This window comes from Enterobacter cloacae complex sp. AR_0002 (assembly GCF_001922365.1).
GTDB lineage: Bacteria > Pseudomonadota > Gammaproteobacteria > Enterobacterales > Enterobacteriaceae > Enterobacter > Enterobacter hormaechei_C.
The window spans coordinates 2,933,734-2,953,089 of sequence record NZ_CP018814.1 but is presented as its reverse complement, the minus strand read 5'-3'; the positions used below and the strand labels follow the sequence as shown (position 1 = coordinate 2,953,089).

Sequence of the window (19,356 nt, the reverse complement as noted above, 5' to 3'; positions counted from 1 at the left end):
TTAATACATAAATGACAGGCAGCCGTGAGTCTCCGCGAGGCGCGGTTAAGGCATGATGGACAGGATTTTTGTTGACGCGTGGAGAAGGGCTTTACGCTAAGTGCGGGATTCTTCAATACGGGCCTGAAGCCAGGCTTCGACTTCACTCTGTAGCCAGCGGGAACTGCGCCCCAGTTTGATGGGTTTTGGAAATACTCCATCTTTGATGAGCTTGTAAAACCACTTATCAGTTAGCCCGGTGAGCCGGGTGATAAAAGCCATATCGACAAACTGATCTTCAAGCAGGGAAGGTTTACTGGTCATAACTGGGCTCTCCGGTATCTAAAGGGGACCGGAGTCGGTTTATGAATTACTGCTGCCCACTCCGGCATAGGTACCGGTGGTGCTGTAAAAAAGTGTCGTTAGCTTATTCTGTTTTTCTGGGGCGGCCCTATCTTGCAGGTTCAGGAACCACATTACATCCCAAATCAGATAACCATTCTTCTGGGATTCTTTCGTTAGATAGCTGGCAATACGCCTCAAACTTTTAACGTCTTCGTCGTTGTAATAGTCAACGACGTTATTGATGTTGTCCTGGTAGCAGTCCTTCGGTTTACAACGTTCGTATTTCCTTTCGTCGTTAGTTATCTTCAGCCACAAGTCACCTATCTGTTGAATAAACGGAAATGACTTCTGGTGCTTTTGCCCCTTAAGATAAAAAATGGCATGAGCATGGATAGCATTTGTTTTTGTCCATTCCAACACCCAGAAGCAACCGCAGAGAGGAGGCATTTGCATTACAGCCTGAGTTAATTCCCGGAGATCATCCTGTATCTCAAATGAGGAATTACGAATGAATCGGTTAGTACCACGGTGGTAATCAAAATCCATTCGAAATGCCAGTATTATTGATTGACATTCAAGGATCTTATTCAGATGGTGGTTAATCATATTCAGCAAGAAATCATTGGGAGTGATTTTTTAAAGTGTGGGAAATGTCTCTGCATTGTGTTGTTCCTTTGGATGAGCCCAAAGGAACAGTAGTAACTGTTTTTTTTTGTAATGCAATCAAGAATGTTACCTGTCTAGCTGATCCAGTTTTTTACTGCTAGTAATGTACCATCTACTGGTGGGATAGTTGTAATATGCTGAGATCTACTTTCCTATAATACCAATTAACCTTAATTATCAAATTCGGACAAGTAACCCCCATTCTGATCGCTAATGAGACTCACACCCGATAACGAGATCCTGAATGCGTTGGCTTAAACATTTTCAGTAAACATCGAGAGGTGTTTATCATGGTCCTTGTTCGATATAACAATCGGCGATAACGTAAGAATTATGTATTGGCTACTCCATCGGCTGGATCAGCGTTGATGAGGAACAGGGTTATGCTACCACCATCTTACGGGTGAAATGTGACTCGCATCGCAACAAAATGAGGCTTTTATGTTATCGTTATGCACATTCTTAAATTTGCATAACGAATAACCATTATGAGAATAACATTTAACTCAGATAGTGAGTTGACAATTAATACAATTGATAGATATGCGAAAAGCTATGGAGTCTCAAGATCGAAAGTAATTTCTGATTTGCTTGATTCAATAGCACCCGCTCTTGATTATCTGGTTTTTCAAAACAGCTTAAAAAGAGAAATGGAGACTAAATTATTAAATTTATTTGCATATGAGCTTAAAGAAGTAGAAGCTAAAGTATCTAAGGATGAGGTTTTTTTTAGGTATTTTTATCAAAGTATAAAAAAGATTTCCTACGTATTTGTAAGTGAAGGTACAATTCGATTTTCACTGCCCGATAGAGAATTGTGGTTTGACCTTAGAGAAAAATTCAAATTAAAAGTAAGTGAGTTAGTCGAAATATATAGGCCTTTTGATAATGGCCACTATATTTGTGTTTTTTATCCTGACCCTCTTGAAGAGGGAATGTACACATCAGTTATAATTAACTTCATGTCGTTAATTGTCGATAACTACTGTTTCGATATTAATTCTTTGTGTTTTGTAAGAGAGGAAGATTTCTTTTATTGCGGCATTAATGATTACATGAAAAGAAATCTTAAAAACAAAAATCGGTTGCATCTCTCATGGGCTCCGCTAACAAAAATTGCTGACGGGTATCTATTTATGGCTGCAATGCGCAAAGAAAACTCAAACTATTCAGCCAGCCAAGAAGGAGATTTTACAGTGAACTTCCCTTACGATATATGGAAGCAATAATCCAAATATTTTCAGACAGATATTATCTCTACGAACCGTCCCCACTCCTTCACTGGAATGGGGATTTTCTTTTTCTGTCTGAGAAAGTGCTATGAATAAAAATGAAGGACAACTATTCCTGCAGAACTCGCTTGATAGCTTGCCCCAATGGGTATCTGAACGCATTCTGCAGCAGATAAATCAGTTAACCCACTACGAGCCTGTAATAGGCATTATGGGGAAAACCGGCGCGGGCAAGAGCAGCTTGTGCAATGCACTGTTTGCCGGGGAGGTGTCGCCGGTCAGTGATATTACAGCCTGCACACGCGAACCCTTACGCTTTCACCTGCAGGTGGGAAAACGCTACATGACACTAGTGGATTTACCCGGTGTGGGGGAAAGCAATGCGCGTGATGCGGAATATGCCACGCTGTACCGTAAGCAACTTCCCCGGCTCGACCTGGTACTGTGGCTTATTAAGGCCGATGACCGGGCTCTTGCGGTGGATGAACATTTTTACCGTCAGGTGATCGGTGAGTCTTACCGGCATAAAGTGCTGTTTGTTATCTGCCAGTCGGATAAGGTCGAACCCACCAGCAGTGGCAATAAACTATCCACGGAGCAGAAGCAAAATATCAGCCGCAAAATCTGCCTCCTGCATGAATTGTTCCAGCCGGTAAACCCAGTCTGTGCGGTGTCAGTTCGTCTGCAATGGGGACTGCGGGTGATGGCTGAGCGGATGATTCGTTGTCTGCCGCGTGAGGCTAGCAGTCCGGTGGCTGTACAGCTTTGTGCTCCACTTCGTACCGATGCCGTTAATAAAAAAGCCCGTGACGATTTTGGTGAAACGGTCGGCTCGGTGCTGGACACAGTAAGTTCCATGCCCCTGATACCGGACCCGGTTCGGACAGTCATCCAGTCTGTACGCGACATCGTGGTATCAGTCGCTCGTGCAGTCTGGAGTTTCTTCTTCTGAAAGTTAACCCTTCTAATCTAACTCGTAGTTTCCTGAGCCCTGCCGCGACTTTGCGGCGGGGCTTTTTGTATTTATTTTCCATCATGAGGAGTCTGCTTATGACCCGTCTGGCTTCGCGCTTTGGCGCAGCAAACCTTATCCGTCGTGACCGTCCATTAACCCGTGAAGAGCTGTTTCGCGTGGTGCCCAGCGTGTTCAGCGAGGACAAACACGAATCCCGCAGTGAACGATACACATATATACCCACCATCTCTCTGCTGGACAGTCTGCAGCAGGAGGGCTTTCAGCCGTTCTTTGCCTGTCAGACCCGCGTGCGTGATCCTGGTCGTCGTGAACATACGAAGCACATGATGCGCCTGCGTCGGGAAGGGCAGATTACCGGCAAACAGGTTCCGGAAATTATTCTGCTCAACTCCCTGATGGCTCCAGTTCGTATCAGATGCTACCGGGATTATTCCGTGCGGTATGCCAGAACGGCCTCGTCTGCGGTGAGTCGTTTGGCGAGGTGCGGGTGCCACACAAAGGGGATGTGGTGAGTCAGGTGATTGAAGGGGCTTATGAAGTACTGGGGATTTTTGACCGTGTGGAAGAGAAGCGGGATGCCATGCAGTCGCTTATGCTGCCGCCACCTGCACAACAGGCTCTGGCACAGGCTGCACTGACGTACCGTTTCGGTGAGGACCACCAGCCGGTGACAGCACCTCAGGTGCTTTCCCCCCCGGCGCTGGCAGGATGCGAGCAATGACTTGTGGACCACTTATCAGCGTATTCAGGAGAACCTGATTAAGGGCGGGCTCAGTGGTCGGAGTGCAAAAGGCGGGCGAACGCATACCCGCGCCGTGCGTGGTATCGACGGAGATGTGAGGCTCAACCGGGCCCTCTGGGTGATGGCTGAAGCGATGCTGGGTGGGTTTCAGTCCTGAGCTTGTTATCAGCATGTTAGGAAAGGACACTCCCTGTCCGTTTTACCTCCAGTGGATAGAGTGTTTTATCACCGCATTTCACGGTGTGCCGCGTCGGGCCTGCCTCCGGTGGCAGATAAAAAATAGTTCATTCCATGTCCATACCCTGTCCGCCCCCCTCTTTAGAATCATTTCATATTCAGTCAGTTAATTATTACGGAGATTCGAGATGACACAGGCAGAGCGCCGTCACGACCGGCTGGCTGTCAGGCTGTCACTGATAATCAGCCGCCTGGTTGCCGGTGAAACGCTGAACATGGCGCGGCTTGCTGCAGAGTTTGGTGTGTCAGTCCGTACCCTGCGACGAGATTTTCGCGAACGGCTGATGTACCTCGACCTGGAGTATCGACGGGGGCAGTGTCGCCTGCGCAGCACCGGTGGGGGCGTACAGGGCGAGCTGGATGCGCTGACCTTTGCACACAGGGCTGGTCTGGGCGATATCTTTCCTGGGCTGGACCGGCGTCTGGCGGGCATGCTGCTCACTGCAGGAGGGATGCCCTGTCTGGTATGGCAACCGCCACAGTCTGTGTCACCGGCCATCGCACTGGTGTTCTACCGTCTCGTCAGTGCCATTACCGCATGTAAGCGCATACTGCTGTTGGCTGAGGGAGAGCGCTGTGACGGCCTGGCTCCGTACCGCCTGATATTACTCGACGGTTGCTGGTACCTCACAGGTGAACTGAACGGGCATATCACCGTGCACTCTCTCGCAGCCATTCATGCGGTCACAGTCCTGAACACCACGTTTACCCCGAGAAAACGTCTCAGCCAGTTAACCACACAGGCTGGCTTTATCCGGGCTCTTCCGCACTTCAGTTGTATCCGCGAAGTCCTGTCTCCTGAGCCCTTTTAGGAGGAACCGGGCAGGACTCTGCTTCAATAACCTCTGTTAACAAGGAAAAACAATGATCTGGCATAACGAGCAAAATGATGTACGTCACGACAATATGCCCGATGACGATATCACCGACGCTCATGCTGACAGGACTGATGCGGATAACACTGCCTCATCTAACCACCTTATTTAAGTTAGTTAAGAGGTCTGTCGATAGTTAACAACTTATCTTTTTGAACATTTAAAGAGGATACCTGTGAAAATACTACTAATTACCTTAACATTATTTTTGAGCTTTAACGTCAATGCCACTCCGATGGAGGTGGCAACCACATGTACCGATAATTGTCCTTATCCTAGCGAACTGTATAAATCAGACAAAGCATTTGCAGAAGCCCTTGCCGGGAACTTGCGTACTATCGGGATTAAAAATGCCTTCACCAGCACTGGCGCACTCAATGGAACCGAATCCCCGATAAGATCATATAAATATAACGGCGATACCGTGGTGACGGGAACTATTTGTGCCAGCGACTGTTTTACCCACTTTAATTTCATATACGACGTAGTCACCAAAACTGCCGCATCAGCTTACATAGAAGGTAATAAAGCCACCTTAATGGGTAACCCGCCGAAGGACATTACCAATTTCCTGCTGAAAGATGAAAATGTTGCTACCACAACCATCGCTCCCTTAGCGCCCAAGGAAAAATCTGTACAAAAAGATGATTCAGCCAAAACGATTTGGGACTTGAAAGACAACAGCGGAAGGTTACTGGGGAACGTTTGTAATGGAAAACCAGGTACGTGTGTCATTGTGATGAATACTACAAATCTGGTGGCAGTGATTAATCATAAATCGCTCAACGGGTGTGCCATGGGGGATTTCTACGTTGTCAGCAGACCAGAGCAGTTTTGGAGCCAGTATGATACGGGAACATGTAGCAAAGACGCCATATTTGCTGAAGGAACAATGAACAATGGTCAATATCGAACCATTGATGTTCGTCTTCATGGTGAACTGGTTAAACAGTTTCCAATTGAATACTGGTCATTGGTCAAATCCTTTTCGGGCAAAAATCGCCCTTCGTGGGATAAAGCGAAGCAAAACCGTCAGCAGTAGGGTTGACTGATAACAATAAGACTCAATATTTTTCAAATCCCTCAGCCCCTGTCGCTTTAGCGCCGGGGGTTAATGCATTTAAAGGCATGAGGAAATGTCATAACTTTCTCTATTACCATCTGAACCTTTGCTCCGCAAGTACACTGAAGTAATCACAGCCCTCTATCGCAACATCACGATCGAGGGCAACCAGGCCAGTCACTTCCACTTGGTTGTTCGTGACTCTGAAAGCCGGATGGCCTCGCGGCATAGTGTTTTGCAACAAGTGCCGAAGCTTGCCTTAATCGCGGTCTCCGACGGGACGGTACCCCATAGCTTCATCCTTTGACTGACCACTGCTATTCATCAGAAGACATTTTACATTCGCACACGTTCTTTACCCCCTTGTACGCCAGCCATCGCCGCTGGCGTTTTTTATTTACGGAGAAAATCCATGACGACACAAACTCAATACGAGTTGGTCCCCACGAAAGAACCGCAACTCAACCTTACCGCCACGTCAGTTCCTGACGAACAGCGTATCCATTTCTGGCCTCAACGCTTTGGCTCCATCCCGCAGTGGATAACGCTGGAACCACGCATTTTCGCCTGGATGGACCGCTTCTGTGATGAATACAGCGGTGGTATCTGGTCCTTTTACACACTCAGTAATGGCGGAGCGTTTATTGCCCCTGATGCTGACAGTGACGATAAATGGCCTCTGTTCAACAGTATGAACGGCAATAGTGCGGAAATGAGCGTGGAAGCCGCAGGCATCGCTGTCTGCCTGATTGAATACAGCCATCACGCCTGTCGCACCGAATGCGATGCCATGACTGAGCACTATTACCGCCTGCGGGATTATGCCCTGCAGCACCCTGAATCCAACGCAATTATTCGCATTACTGACTGAGCGATCGTAATGAACAGTGAAGAACTGTCCCGGTCTGATGCCCTGTGGGAGTTGCTAAAACACGCTCCGGTAACAGAGGAGGATGACGAAGTGGTTATAAGCGAGCCTTTCTTACATTTTCCGGCGGGAACAGGCATCACGACTGTCTGGGCATGGTTCGAAGCCATCGACCCAACCTTTAGTGTGGCCCTGAAACTGTATGGTAAGAGAGCGGGCCTTTTGAAGTAATACTTCCCTCATCAATATTCCTTACTTAACGGAAAACAGAAAATGGGTACATCTTTTCATCCGCAGTATGGCTCGCTGTCCCTGAACACGCTGAGGACAGTAAAACGAGCTCTTAACCTGCTTGACCGACATCTGCACGAAACAGGCGTGGCATTTACCTCTACCCAAGCAGCTCGTGACTGGCTGAAACTGAAAATGGCGGGGCTGGAGCGTGAAGAGTTTATGGTGATGTATCTGAATCAACAGAATCAGTTGATTGCCCATGAAACTCTATTTGCCGGTTCCATCAGCAGCACCGAGGTACATCCCCGTGAGGTGGTCAAACGCGCCCTGTATTTCAATGCAGCCGCAGTGATACTGGCGCATAACCATCCCTCCGGCGACACCACGCCCAGCCAGGCAGATAAGACCATCACGCAGCGTCTGGTGCAGGCGCTTCAGCTCGTTGATATCCGTGTGCCTGACCATCTCATCGTCGGTGGCACGCAGATATTGTCGTTCGCTGAACACGGTCTGCTTTGAGGTATGACATGAGAATTGTCAGTAAACGCCGGGCGATGGCGATTTACCGTCAGCATCCGGCCTCCTGCATTTTTCGATACTGCACCAGCAGATACCAGTGGCACGGCAGTGTCTGTCATTACACCGGTAAGGTAGTTCCTGACATTCCCGGCGTGCTGGCGGTATACGCCGAACGCCGCCAGGACCGCAACGGACCGTATGCCTGTCTGATGAGTATCATCCTGAACTGAAAATAAAGAGGTTATAAATGAGCAACACCACATGGGGACTGCAGCGGGATATCACGCCGCGCCTGGGAGCACGTCTGGTTCAGGAGGGCAACTGGCTGCACTATTTGGCTGACCGAGCCAGTATTACCGGTAAATTCAGCGAAGCAGAATGTCTTAAGCTGGATGTGGTATTTCCGAATTTTATCAGCCAGTTGGAGTCAATGCTTACCACTGGTGAAATGAACCCTAGCCATGCCTATTGTGTCACCCTGTACCACAATGGTTTCACCTGCGAAGCCGATACCCTTGGCAGTTACGGCTACGTATACATCGCCGTTTACCCCACTCAACGTTAACTAACTCCACAAGAGCAAATATGAAAACTCTACCTGCAACAACTCCGCAGGCGGTGACGCTATGTCTGTCGCCCGTGGCAGTGTGGCAAATGCTGCTTGCACGCCTGCTGGAACAACATTATGGCCTGACACTCAACGACACACCATTCAGTGATGAAACGGTAATTCAGGAACATATCGATGCCGGTATATCTTTGGCCGATGCCGTTAATTTTCTGGTGGAAAAGTACGGGCTGGTTCGTATTGATCGCAGGGGATTCAACTGGCAAGAACAGTCCCCATATCTGCGGGCGGTCGATATTCTGCGGGCGCGACAGGCAACTGGTTTATTGAAAAGAAATCGTATTAGCGCGGCACGGTGAACATTGGGAATAGCCTCCCTGATTCACATTGCAGTCTTACTTATTTACTCACTCCAAAAAGCACCTGCCGATGCTGGTTGGTGCTTTTACTTATATGGACGAAACATCATGCAAATTGGAGCTGTAATTTTAACTGGGCACATTATCGCAAGTACAATCCGAGAATGCTGGGCCGTCGTTGTTGGTGGTTTTGACGCCTACGGCTAACAAGCTTATGATCCAGCATAATTTCTTTTCCTCATGAAGGGACGGGTATGGACAACAGAATGTGGATGATCCGCGGCGATGGTGGCAAGCTCTATGACGATTTTCGCGATAAGCAAATTGTAGGCATCGGTTGGTCTCAGCTGGCTCCATTAGTCAAACCCGGCCTGTCCCGAGCTCAGCTACTTGCCTTATACCAGGAAGCAGACCCTTTAACGAAGCTGGGAACAGCCCGTTCTGGTGCATCGCAGGTCTGGCGTTTTGTTAATGAGATCCAAAAGGGTGATTGGGTTATTACCTATTCGCCAGCCAACCGTACTTATCTGCTAGGTAAGGTTACATCTGATTTCCAGTACCACCCTGAATGGGTAGAAGAGGGGATGGGAATCGCTCGACAGGTTAAATGGAATACTCAAGAAATTGACCGCGATCGACTATCCGTTGCTACGAAAAACACATTGGGTTCTACGCTGACGGTTTTCCAGCTTCCGGAATATGCTCTAGAAGAGCTTTTGCAGGATAAGAAACCTACGGTAGATGTGATTACTCAGAATCCAATTGCGATGGATGAAGATGAGGTCGTTTCTGATCCGCTCCGCGATATGGAAATGCTCGCGTTTGAAGGTATCAAAGATCGCATCAACTCTCTTGACTGGGACGAGATGCAAAATCTGGTTGCCGGAGTTTTACGCAGTATGGGCTATAAAACGCAGGTCTCACCTGCGGGAGCCGATCGGGGTAAAGATATCATTGCTTCACCTGATGGATTCGGTTTTGAAAATCCACGTATTATCGTTGAGGTAAAACATCGCAGGGAGCAAATGGGAAGCCAACAGATCCGCAGCTTTATCGGCGGTCGCCATAAAGACGATCGCGGGCTTTATGTCAGTACAGGGGGTTTTACGAAAGATGCTCGATATGAAGCCGACCGTTCGACGATACCACTAACGCTCTGGACGCTTGATGATCTCGTCCGTGCGCTTATTGAGAACTATGAGCAAGTGGATATTGAGACCAAACTTTTGGTACCTCTGAAGAAAACTTTCCTGCCTGCCTGAATCTTGCTTTGGTAGCCATATCGGTGTTCTACTGGTATGGCTTTATACCCACTCGTAGTGTCTATTTTTTGTACGGATTTTAACTTGTGGGTACAAGTGTGGGTATAAATAATTATTCCTTCTTATAAACTACATTGATATCAGTCTATTGGGTGTGAAATTCGAGTCCGGCCTTCGCACTCATCCTCTAAATACCTCCCTCCGATGCCACTCCACAAACCCTTCCCCTGGATAATTCCCTTTTACTATCGGCAGCGCAATCTGATTCCCGGCAAAATCCCAAAACAGCCGCCCAACAATCCCGCCCCCATTCACCGCCTCGGACACCAGCACCCGCATACTCTCATCCAGCCCAATCGATCCCTTATCAAACGCCTTATGATGAATTGCACACAACGCCAGTCCGTTCGGGATCTCACACGGCCCGCCAAACTGCTTCCACTTGATATGCGCAGCTTCGAGTCCAACGGAGGCGTTATCATGTCGCATGTTGAATCCGCAGATGGCACATTCATAGTTATACGCACGCAGCACCTGCTGGCGAAATAGCGGATCGCGAACCTTACGGATCTGCTGGATATCAAAACCCATCTCATCAGCGATCTCTTCCTGAATGCTTTCCGGAAAATGCGCTTCAAGGATCTGCTGCGCCAGCGAGCCGATCAGGTTTTTGTTCTTACTCAGTAGCGCAAAGTGTTCTTCATCAAACCCGCCTGCAACGTTATGTTCCACAAGTTCTTTTACTGGTGGCTGTTTGCTACCCGTGGTGGAACAGAACTCAGTATTTTGAAGATCCCAAAACCCATCCCCTTTGAGCCGCCAGAAAGGCATATTCGGGTAATGCGCCTTCCTCTGCGGGCCAAAGCGTTCTAACAGGCTAAGCAATTGTTCGTGGACTTCGGTTCCGTAATCAAACAACCTTGCATGCCCCTGCTGATAGTTCGCCAGCACGTACAGAAGCAATAAAGGCTTATGCGGCGCGCGTTGTTCGCCTTTGCGCCAGATAGTGATGTCGGCAATCGCCTGTTCGAGAGTTTTGCTGGAAGCCATCGTGTTACGGAAGAAGGTAAATAATTGCGATAATGCTCGCAAAACCCAGACCAATCAACCCACAATCAACAAAAACATGACCTTACCGCACCCGGCTCTATTTCCTGAATCCCCCTCGCAAATTCCAAATTTACCCCACACGAAACCGCTGTATTTATATTCAGTCCTTTATAATGAGCACCAGAAATTACGCCGAACGGCAAAGGAAATATCAAAGAGAATTTAACGAGGAATTCGCGATATGAAGGTGCTGCAACACCCCCATACCGCTAACCACAAACAACTAAGATGGAGTTGAAAATGGCTGCGACGAATTTTAAGCCAGAGTTTACCGTTTGCAAAACAGAATCAGACGCTTTCACCGGCATGATTGAAAACCGCGAGCTGGTCCGCAAAAACAGCACCCGCCGACTTCACGGCAACCCGCCCAACGCGGCGCCCGTCCATCCGCGAGCGGAGACACCGCAGGACAGTGCCGCCTGTTGCGAACTGTATGCGCGCATAGACATGAAATATCTTCTGCTGGGCGGTGACTGGTTAAACCGTGCAGGCTTTATCAACGGTATGCCGGTGAAAATCCGCGCCATGAAAGACTGCATTGTGATTACCCCACAGCATACAAGAGAATTATGGGGATGCCTGGAAGGTATGAGCGTGGTGAATATAAATAAGCAGAAAGTCGCGCAGTGGTTAAAAACGTTTCCGGGAGCGCTAAATGATACAGGTGATATACCGGCTGTTAAGCGTGGAACAGGGCAGGCGATGTCGGAGTAACCGTGCTTCCCACCTCATGTAATCCTTGAAGCAATAAAACGATACGGGCATGTTATCCCATGCCCGTAGTCTTCAGAAATCACTCGTGCTTTACCTGCTCTTTCAGAGCCTTAACCAGCACAGCGTGAAGTTCGCCAACGGTTAAATCGCGTATCACAGGTTCGGGTATGCCACGCACCCAGCGCATAAACCTACAGATGCCAAAAAAATCTATACCCTCACCCGTAAACAGATACTCGTTCTCAGCAAGAGAGAACGTTTTCATATAGCCATCTTCTTCCGTGGCAAGCTGAACGCCAAAAGCTTCTTCGCAGTCTTCCAGTAGGTCTTCGCCATCCATACCGCAAATATGCAAATCGGCCTCAATCCAGGTGTTGCTATCAATAGGTTTACGATGTATCCCAGATGACTCACGTACGACCTCAATAACTTGTGCGAGAGTAGGTTCCATTTACAAAATATTCCGTATTCGTTAGTTTCAATGGGCTATCCGGAACTTAACAGTCACCCGCTATTCGATAAGGTGTGAAGTAAAGTACTGATCCAGAAAGTGTGATTATATTTACTATGGTTTGAAACCGGGTTTACCATTTTCCCTACGCCACTCCTTTACTTCCTGGACAACGCCTTCGGGGCTGTCTTCTCTATCTTCTCGTGGATAGTAAATAAGATCGGAACCATCAGGGTGCTCGGTCAATCGTTTAAATTCGAGGATATTTTTTATATCTTCAGCTTCAGTGGTACCAGATACATCAAAAATTTTTCTTACAAATTCCAAAAATTTTTCTTCTGTGTAATCTTCAATTTTATCCATTTTTTCATTTTAGATGAGATCTTTTAGTATGCCCGATACGATTATCGGGCAATGCCTCTCACCAATTATCCCTATAGTCGAAAGAAACCTGATAGTCATAAACAGTGGGGGGTATTTTATGTAAGAAATGGGGTTGAAGAACGGGTATCCATTCGGCTTCAACATCAAAAAAACCATTATTCACATTGTTCTTAGTCGGTATACGAAGACCTATGGTCATGATCTCCATGTTTTCGCCGAAATCGTTAGAAAATTCTGTACCTTCACCTAGTTCAGTCCTCATGTCATACCATTGCAATCTAATCTTCAAACCCTGGCAGCCCTCTTTTTTTAAATTATTGATTCTAAAGTTAGGTTAAATTTCCCCTCCAGAAAGCTGAAAGGTTAAATCATCAGAATAAAATGTTCTTCCAAGAAGGATTTCTAAAAGATGTGCCTGATGCTCATTGATATTATAGACGCCAATACCATGCGAAAAATCGCTTCTATCTTCAGCATTCATCTCCATAATCATACATAGATCATTGAGGTTTTGATGAGGTATTTCGATTTCGAAAAGCAAATCTTCATCTGTTTTGCTGTATGCATCAATTGTGTAAATGATCATTATTTTTCTACCTTTCTGGTTGGGTCTGCTGGTTTAGTTTGCTTACCCGTAGTGGGATCAAACTCACCGAGGTGATTGCGTCCTGAACGATCATAGACCTCAACTGTACCGTGTTGAGAGTCCCATTCGTAAATTTTACCTTTTGAATCCTTCCAACGGGTACGCAGTTTTCCTCCCCCTTTAATTGGTGTTTTCGCTTGAGCTTTCTTAGCATCAGGAAATGCAGATAAAGGAGGGTTTCCTTTAGGAGGTGAATGGTATTTGTGATCTGAATTAATATAGACATAAATCGGCGGCACCCCGCCCACCGGCAGAATCAGAATATAATCCGCAAACGTCTTCTCTTCCGGTGTCGGGCTGGTCGTCACACCAATCCCCGTATCCTCCGGCAGCGGATCAACCACAACCGGGTTCGGTATCCGTACCGGGTTCTGATTGCCCGTATCCCACGGCTTACTCTCTCCGGTGCGGTCCGGTGTCCAGATGAGGGTGATGCCAGGGTCTTCTTCGGTGGTAAAGGTGTACGCCTGGCGTCGGCTATCCCACTCCATCCTGCGAACGCGCACGCTGTCTTTGCCGGGTGGCGTATGCCAGCCGCGCGGCGTCGGGTTACCGCTGGCGTCGTTCTCCCAGGTGAAGCGAACGCGGGTAGGGGCTTCCCGCATCTGCTCGGCGCGCATGCGGTCGATAAAATCCTGCTCTCCGTCGTTCAGCTTGCCGGGATACATCCCTATGAGCAGCCCTGCGACAGGTGCACCAAGGCCTCCCGTCGCTATCTCACCAAGTGCAGCGCCGCGCACGGCCCATGTGCCGGAAGTGATGGTGCGCCCGCCAACGAGTGCGAGTTCGCTGGCATCGGCTATCGCGTTCCGCGCGGTCCAGGCCCTCTCTTCGGCCGCAATGGCAGCCTGATAGTCCATCTCCTCGTGATGCCCATTCCACCAGAGATAAAGCGCGCTGCGTTGCTTTGGTTTTGGGATCGCCTTACGCTTTGCCGCCTGGGCGTGTTGCGGGGCATTGTTGGGTATGGCCTGGTAAAACGCCATCTCAGCGAAGTTGGTGTGCGGCTCACTTCCGGTGCCTGCATCGTTACAGCCTTCACCGCGCAGGCAGGATTTCGCAAAGACCCGGTTGCGATCGCGTTCTTCTGCTTGTCGCTGCGCTTTGGCCTCTTGCTCTTTTCGGCGCGCTGCGAGCATGGCCTGATGCTTTTCCTGTGCGATCTGTTCAGGAGAGGGACCGGATCCGAGCCACTCTCCCGATGGGGCAATCACGCGGTTGGTTCCGTGCGGGCAGCCACAAATGACGACAGAACCATCGACGGCTGAGGTTTGTCCCATCCAGTTAACGCGAGGTTCGCCGTCTGCAACAACGCCCTGTTTGCCGCATTTAGGGCATGCCGTAGTTTTATCGCCAACGCGGATAACGCCGCGACCGTGCTCGGTGCAGTTGGGCAGGGTGCTACAACATATTGCGCCGGTGGTCGTTCTGTCGCCGTGCAGCGCCTGACCGCGGCCGTAGTTCGTTGAACGGTAGCCCATGGCCTATTCTCCGGGCCAGGTTAAGAAATCCTCTTGAGGTGGAATACCTTCCCGGGTGACCAGATAAGTACTGCCGAGCGGTGTGCTGATAATCTCGTCATCGTTATCAAGCAGGCTGCCTACCAGGGCAACGCCGTGTCCTTTCCAGGTAAAAGCGGTTCCTGAGGAAGTCATGATCGTGGAGAGCGTACCATCCGGATAGGCCACACAATCCCCTTCGACAATCGCGCTGGTATAACTCCCATCGTCCATGAGCATTGTGGCTTCACGATCGACAGGAAGAACTACGCCGCCCAGTCGGGTTTGGCTGCCAGCCGTGGCAATCCGCCAGATGGCGGTGACGGGATGTTGTCGATGAAAGGCTTCCTGTTCGGCAATAATGGCGCGCGCGTCCTCAGGCATGGCGGCCAGTTGTTCATCGGAAAAAGGCGAACGATCTATTTCCGCTTTCAACTCAGCGGTAAATTCATTGGTATAAAGCTGCATGACAATTCCTTGTAGAGGCAGAAGAGTAAATGCAGCAATGCTAGGTGTTAGACTGTAAGGGGAATATACATAAAGTGGTTAATAAACCGGGCTAAAATCCGAAATAAATATCCAGATTGATATTGGTCATCTTTTAAAGAAGGGATAGTAATGGTTCCTGTTAATTATAAATGCAATATTCGCTGAATTGCCGATAAATAATATTATGCAGCGTATGTATTATTTGAATACATGCGCTGCATGACGTTATTTTAAAACACCGGCACCCCCAGCCCAACCTTCACCTCCCTCAACGTCTCTTGCGTCACCCCCTGCGCCCGTTCCGTCCCGCGTTTCAGCATCGCCATCAGCTCGCCCCTGTCACGCATATACATCGCCCTCCGCTCCCGCATCGGCGCAATCAACTCCTGCAGGCACGCTTCAAGCTCGTTCTTACACGCCCGGTCGCCCAGCCCGCCCGCCTGATAGTGCGCCTTCATCGCCGCCACTTTGTCCTTGTCCGGGTGAAACGCATCGAGATACGTAAACACTACGTTCCCCTCAATCTGCCCCGGGTCGCTCACCTTCAGGTGGTTCGGGTCGGTGTACATGGCGCTGACCGCACGGTGAATGGTCTCTTCGCTGGCCGAAAGGTGCAGCGTGTTGCCCAGCGATTTCGACATCTTGGCGCTGCCGTCGATGCCGGGCAGGCGGCTGGTGTCGCTCAGCATCGCCTTGCAGTGGCGCAGCACCGGGGCGGGCAGCAGGCTATTCATCTTGTGCACAATCTCGTTGGTCTGCTCAATCATAGGCAGCTGGTCGTCGCCGACCGGCACGCACTCGGCCTTGAACGCGGTGATGTCCGCCGCCTGGCTGATGGGGTAGGCCATAAACCCGACCGGCAGCGAGCGGGCGAAGCCCTTCTGCGCAATCTCGTTTTTCACCGTCGGGTTACGCTCCACGCGGGCGACGGTGACGATGTTCATATACAGCATCGTCAGCTCGGCGAGGGCGGGCAGGGCGGACTGCAGGCAGATCGTGGTCAGGCTCGGGTCGATGCCGGCGGCGAGGTAGTCGGCCAGCACTTCGGGGATGTTGTCGCGAATTTTTTGCGGGTTGCTGCCGTTGTCGGTCAGCCCCTGCAGGTCGGCAATCAGCACAAACTGGTTGTGCGTCTGCTGCAACGCCACGCGCTGGCGCAGCGATCCGACGAAGTGGCCAAGGTGCAGCGGGCCGGTTGGGCGGTCGCCGGTGAGGATGGTTGGTGCGTTCATAAAGACTCCTTAATGTGCAATTGCCGAAAGGGGTCTTAGATGTGAGAAAGCCGCCTTTCGGCGGCTATCTGAAAATGGGAAAAACTACTCCGTGCCGCCTTTAAGAAGGCAGCCACCAGCGGTTTACGGTAAGCACGGCGTGGTTTATGTTCATGCTTTTACCGTATCACGTCCGGCGCAAAAAACAAAAGGGCACGTCATGCTGCAATCACTCAACCACCTGACCCTCGCGGTCAGCGACCTGCAAAAAAGCGTCACCTTCTGGCACGAACTGCTGGGGCTGACCCTGCACGCCCGCTGGAATACCGGGGCCTATCTCACCTGCGGCGATCTGTGGGTCTGCCTGTCGTACGACGAGGCGCGCCGGTACGTGCCGCCGCAGGAGAGCGACTACACCCATTACGCGTTTACCGTGGCGGAAGAGGATTTTGAACCGTTCTCGCAAAGGCTCGAGCAGGCGGGCGTCACCGTATGGAAGCAGAACAAAAGCGAGGGGGCGTCGTTCTATTTTCTCGACCCGGACGGGCACAAGCTGGAGCTGCACGTGGGCAGCCTCGCCGCGCGGCTGGCGGCGTGCCGCGAGAAGCCCTACGCGGGGATGGTGTTTACCTCAGACGAGGCTTGAGGCGCGCACCTTCAGCCTGCCCGCCAGCGTCACGTGCGTGGCAGCATCTTCCTGATTACACAGGTACTCCACCGCCAGCCGTCCCAGTTCGCTGTAGGGCAGCTGAATACTGGTCAGCGGCGGGGTGAGCTGTTCGGAAATCTTCTGGTCGTCGTAGCCCGCCAGCAGCATGTCCTGCGGGATGCGCACGCCGTTCACCGCCAGCGCCTGATAGCAGCCAATCGCCAGCCAGTCGCTGGCGCAGAAGATGGCGTCAGGGCGCTCGGCCAGTTCCAGCAGGGAGATCGTGGCGGTAAAGGACTCGCTGAACTGCCAGTTGGTCTGGCGCACCAGGCCGTCGTCGCACGCGAGTCCGGCCTGCTGCAGCGCGGCCTGGTAGCCCGCCAGACGCTGGCGCGAGGCCTCCATCCAGCTCTCGCCGGTGATGTGGGCGATGCGCGTCGCCCCGCAGGCGATGAGGTGTTTAGTCACCTGAAAAGCGTTGGCGTAGTCGTCCGGGATAAACGACGGCAGCAGCGGCGAGCCGGGGTCGCGCTGGTTGAGCAGCACCAGAGGGATGCGGGTGCAGTCCTGAAACGCCGTCATGTCCACCAGCGTGGTGACCGGTGAGGCGAGGACAATCCCGATGCAGTTGCGCTTCTCCAGCTGGCGGATGATGTTCAGCGCCAGCTCGATGTCGTCGCCGTAGTCGTAGACGGTGAGCAACGTCTCATTGCGCCACGCGGCCTCCCGCGCCTGGCTGATGGCGTCGATAAACGGGTCGAAGCTCTGCATGGAGCTCACCAGCAGGGCGATCTCTTCCTGGTTGCGCGGGGCGTGAACGGCGGGGAGGCGGTCGTAGCCGAGCTCGGTAGCCACATTAATCACCCGCTGGCGGGTGTCGTCGCTGAGCTTGATGTTGCGGGACTGGTTAAGCACCAGCGATACCGTCGCCTGCGACACCCCTGCCGCCCGCGCAATATCGTTCATCGTCACTTTCGTTTTTCGCTTCATCCGTCCTCTCCCTTTCGCGAATTCGCATCATACCCTAACCGCACGCTTTAGCGCCGTCGATCACGTTTCTCATTCATCGAAGCGTGAACTTTGTGAGGGGCATCGCTTTTCTAAACGCCGTGATTTGCGCATTTATCCTGCAACTAATATTTATTAGCTAAACATTATCAGTGAGAGGATGCGTAATGAAAGAGCAGTGGAGCAGGGAGCAGGCACAGGCGTGGTATCAGCAAAAAGGCTGGCTGTGCGGGTTTAACTATCTGCCGTCGACGGCGGTGAACTGGACCGATATCTGGCAGGCAGAGACCTTCGATGCCGAAACCATCGAGCGCGAGCTGGGCTGGGCGGCGGAGGCGGGCTATAACACCCTGCGCATCAACCTGCCGTTTATCGTCTGGGAGCATGACCGCGACGGGCTGATGGCGCGCATCGACCGCTTTTTGACGATTGCCGACGGTCACGGCTTCAGCACCATGCTGACCCTGATGGACGACTGCGGCTTCTCCGGCGACGAACCGTACCTCGGCCCGCAAAAGCCGCCCGTACCGGGCAAACACAACAGCCAGGCGGCGGCGAGCCCGGGGCGCGACAAGGTGTGCGATCCCGACTGCTGGCCGCAGATTGAGCGCTATATCCGCGACGTTGTCCGCCAGTTCCGCGACGATAAGCGCGTGCTGCTCTGGGATCTGTATAACGAGCCGGGCAACCGCGGCATTTTCGCGACGGGCACGCAGGAGGTGCAGTACGACGCGAAGCTGGAGACCTGCGCGCACGAGTTGATGAAGCTGGCGTTCCAGTGGGTGCGTGAAGAAGACCCGACCCAGCCGCTCACCGTCTGCGCGTGGCGCCTGCCGCCGGAAGAGGAGGGCGAGACGTTCTTCCAGCATCCGCTGGACCAGACCGCGCTGGCGCTCTCGGACGTGGTGAGCTTCCACGCCTACACCCACACCGGGCGCATGACGGCGATTATCCAGCAGCTGCAGGCGCTCGGTCGCCCGCTGTTCTGTACCGAATGGCTGGCACGCCACGTGGGCAGCACCATCGAAGAGCAGCTTCCGCTGATGTACGCGGCGAAGGTCGCGCCGTATCAGTGGGGGCTGGTGCGCGGCAAAACCCAGACGTGGCTGCCGTGGCCGGTGGTGATGAAGGAGTCCACGGACTACTGCCGCCTCTGGTTCCACGACGTGTTCGAGGAGAACGGTATCCCGTTTTCACGCGCTGAAATCGCGCTGATGAAGAAGCTGCGCAAAATCGCCCCGGATCCGCAGGGCTAATAATAACGACCCGG

General features: G+C 51.3%; 27 protein-coding genes and 1 pseudogene. 17 read left to right on the top strand and 11 right to left on the bottom strand.

All coding sequences use genetic code 11. From position 1 onward, the window contains the following. Positions 1-96: 96 nt before the first annotated feature. Together AM329_RS14555 and AM329_RS14550 are read right to left on the bottom strand one after the other, a co-directional pair. Positions 97-303 carry an AlpA family transcriptional regulator gene (locus AM329_RS14555; protein WP_020456342.1) on the bottom strand — a complete coding sequence of 69 codons (207 nt, stop codon included), beginning with the start codon at positions 301-303 and terminating at the stop codon, positions 97-99. A gap of 39 nt (positions 304-342) precedes the next feature. Further along, positions 343-870 carry a hypothetical protein gene (locus AM329_RS14550; RefSeq protein WP_223831778.1) on the bottom strand — a complete coding sequence of 176 codons (528 nt, stop codon included), beginning with the start codon at positions 868-870 and terminating at the stop codon, positions 343-345. A 608-nt stretch (positions 871-1,478) separates the two neighbouring features. Here AM329_RS14550 and AM329_RS14545 point away from each other — a divergent pair. The 14 genes and pseudogenes from AM329_RS14545 to AM329_RS14480 all read left to right on the top strand — a co-directional run bounded on the left by AM329_RS14545 (position 1,479) and on the right by AM329_RS14480 (position 9,925). Next, positions 1,479-2,219, top strand: coding sequence for a hypothetical protein (locus tag AM329_RS14545; protein WP_032608408.1), 741 nt, complete (start codon positions 1,479-1,481; stop codon positions 2,217-2,219). A gap of 91 nt (positions 2,220-2,310) precedes the next feature. Continuing rightward, positions 2,311-3,174 carry a GTPase family protein gene (locus tag AM329_RS14540; protein ID WP_020456344.1) on the top strand — a complete coding sequence of 288 codons (864 nt, stop codon included), beginning with the start codon at positions 2,311-2,313 and terminating at the stop codon, positions 3,172-3,174. Positions 3,175-3,272: 98 nt separating this feature from the next. Further along, positions 3,273-4,097, top strand: a pseudogene (locus AM329_RS25240) (DUF932 domain-containing protein). Positions 4,098-4,305: 208 nt separating this feature from the next. Then, complete coding sequence (locus tag AM329_RS14525) at positions 4,306-4,989, top strand: DeoR family transcriptional regulator (protein WP_020456346.1); 684 nt, start codon at positions 4,306-4,308, stop codon at positions 4,987-4,989. 52 nt (positions 4,990-5,041) lie between these two features. Then, positions 5,042-5,164, top strand: a complete 123-nt coding sequence (locus AM329_RS26255; RefSeq protein ID WP_020456347.1) for a hypothetical protein — start codon at positions 5,042-5,044, stop codon at positions 5,162-5,164. A gap of 63 nt (positions 5,165-5,227) precedes the next feature. Continuing rightward, complete coding sequence (locus AM329_RS14520; protein ID WP_032608409.1) at positions 5,228-6,094, top strand: hypothetical protein; 867 nt, start codon at positions 5,228-5,230, stop codon at positions 6,092-6,094. Positions 6,095-6,221: 127 nt separating this feature from the next. Further along, complete coding sequence (locus AM329_RS25570) at positions 6,222-6,422, top strand: DUF905 family protein (protein WP_050596949.1); 201 nt, start codon at positions 6,222-6,224, stop codon at positions 6,420-6,422. Between the two features lie 105 nt (positions 6,423-6,527). Further along, positions 6,528-6,986, top strand: coding sequence for an antirestriction protein (locus AM329_RS14510; protein ID WP_032608410.1), 459 nt, complete (start codon positions 6,528-6,530; stop codon positions 6,984-6,986). A gap of 9 nt (positions 6,987-6,995) precedes the next feature. After that, positions 6,996-7,214, top strand: a complete 219-nt coding sequence (locus tag AM329_RS14505) for a hypothetical protein (RefSeq protein WP_020456350.1) — start codon at positions 6,996-6,998, stop codon at positions 7,212-7,214. Between the two features lie 42 nt (positions 7,215-7,256). Further along, entirely contained in the window at positions 7,257-7,736 is a 480-nt protein-coding gene (locus tag AM329_RS14500; protein ID WP_020456351.1) for a RadC family protein, read from the top strand. Between the two features lie 8 nt (positions 7,737-7,744). Continuing rightward, positions 7,745-7,966, top strand: coding sequence for a DUF987 domain-containing protein (locus AM329_RS14495; protein WP_032608411.1), 222 nt, complete (start codon positions 7,745-7,747; stop codon positions 7,964-7,966). Between the two features lie 17 nt (positions 7,967-7,983). Beyond that, complete coding sequence (locus tag AM329_RS14490) at positions 7,984-8,301, top strand: type IV toxin-antitoxin system YeeU family antitoxin (protein ID WP_020456353.1); 318 nt, start codon at positions 7,984-7,986, stop codon at positions 8,299-8,301. A 20-nt stretch (positions 8,302-8,321) separates the two neighbouring features. Next, complete coding sequence (locus AM329_RS14485; protein WP_032608412.1) at positions 8,322-8,663, top strand: TA system toxin CbtA family protein; 342 nt, start codon at positions 8,322-8,324, stop codon at positions 8,661-8,663. 254 nt (positions 8,664-8,917) lie between these two features. Further along, entirely contained in the window at positions 8,918-9,925 is a 1,008-nt protein-coding gene (locus AM329_RS14480; RefSeq protein WP_020456355.1) for a restriction endonuclease, read from the top strand. A 180-nt stretch (positions 9,926-10,105) separates the two neighbouring features. Here the strand turns inward: AM329_RS14480 and AM329_RS14475 are convergent, their stop codons facing one another. Next, positions 10,106-10,975: a phosphorothioated DNA-binding restriction endonuclease gene (locus tag AM329_RS14475; RefSeq protein WP_032608413.1), complete on the bottom strand. Its 870-nt coding sequence runs from the start codon at positions 10,973-10,975 to the stop codon at positions 10,106-10,108. Between the two features lie 300 nt (positions 10,976-11,275). Between AM329_RS14475 and AM329_RS14470 the strand changes: the two genes are divergently transcribed. Next, positions 11,276-11,749: a SymE family type I addiction module toxin gene (locus AM329_RS14470; RefSeq protein WP_072163380.1), complete on the top strand. Its 474-nt coding sequence runs from the start codon at positions 11,276-11,278 to the stop codon at positions 11,747-11,749. 79 nt (positions 11,750-11,828) lie between these two features. Here the strand turns inward: AM329_RS14470 and AM329_RS14465 are convergent, their stop codons facing one another. The 7 genes from AM329_RS14465 to trpS all read right to left on the bottom strand — a co-directional run bounded on the left by AM329_RS14465 (position 11,829) and on the right by trpS (position 16,450). Then, a complete protein-coding gene (locus AM329_RS14465; RefSeq protein ID WP_032608414.1) occupies positions 11,829-12,200 on the bottom strand; it encodes a hypothetical protein in 372 nt (123 codons plus the stop codon). A 114-nt stretch (positions 12,201-12,314) separates the two neighbouring features. Beyond that, positions 12,315-12,563: a bacteriocin immunity protein gene (locus AM329_RS14460; RefSeq protein WP_032608415.1), complete on the bottom strand. Its 249-nt coding sequence runs from the start codon at positions 12,561-12,563 to the stop codon at positions 12,315-12,317. A 58-nt stretch (positions 12,564-12,621) separates the two neighbouring features. Then, positions 12,622-12,846, bottom strand: a complete 225-nt coding sequence (locus AM329_RS14455; protein ID WP_032608417.1) for a colicin E3-like toxin immunity protein — start codon at positions 12,844-12,846, stop codon at positions 12,622-12,624. Positions 12,847-12,918: 72 nt separating this feature from the next. Then, entirely contained in the window at positions 12,919-13,170 is a 252-nt protein-coding gene (locus tag AM329_RS14450; protein ID WP_032608418.1) for a hypothetical protein, read from the bottom strand. Beyond that, positions 13,170-14,711, bottom strand: coding sequence for a colicin E3/pyocin S6 family cytotoxin (locus AM329_RS14445; protein ID WP_032608420.1), 1,542 nt, complete (start codon positions 14,709-14,711; stop codon positions 13,170-13,172). The genes AM329_RS14450 and AM329_RS14445 overlap by 1 nt, the downstream gene beginning before the upstream one ends. Positions 14,712-14,714: 3 nt before the next feature. Further along, entirely contained in the window at positions 14,715-15,197 is a 483-nt protein-coding gene (locus tag AM329_RS14440) for a hypothetical protein (RefSeq protein ID WP_032608421.1), read from the bottom strand. Positions 15,198-15,448: 251 nt separating this feature from the next. Then, on the bottom strand, positions 15,449-16,450 hold the full coding sequence (gene trpS / locus AM329_RS14435) for a tryptophan--tRNA ligase (protein ID WP_032608422.1): 1,002 nt from the start codon (positions 16,448-16,450) through the stop codon (positions 15,449-15,451). 199 nt (positions 16,451-16,649) lie between these two features. Between trpS and fosA the strand changes: the two genes are divergently transcribed. Next, complete coding sequence (fosA, locus tag AM329_RS14430; RefSeq protein WP_032608424.1) at positions 16,650-17,075, top strand: FosA/FosA2 family fosfomycin resistance glutathione transferase; 426 nt, start codon at positions 16,650-16,652, stop codon at positions 17,073-17,075. Here the strand turns inward: fosA and AM329_RS14425 are convergent. Then, positions 17,061-18,068: a LacI family DNA-binding transcriptional regulator gene (locus AM329_RS14425; protein WP_032608426.1), complete on the bottom strand. Its 1,008-nt coding sequence runs from the start codon at positions 18,066-18,068 to the stop codon at positions 17,061-17,063. The two genes, fosA and AM329_RS14425, sit on opposite strands and share 15 nt — an antisense overlap. A 185-nt stretch (positions 18,069-18,253) precedes the next feature. On the opposite strand from AM329_RS14425, the gene AM329_RS14420 reads away from it, so the two are divergent. Beyond that, positions 18,254-19,342 carry a cellulase family glycosylhydrolase gene (locus AM329_RS14420; RefSeq protein ID WP_032608428.1) on the top strand — a complete coding sequence of 363 codons (1,089 nt, stop codon included), beginning with the start codon at positions 18,254-18,256 and terminating at the stop codon, positions 19,340-19,342. The last annotated feature ends 14 nt before the right edge of the window (positions 19,343-19,356 follow it).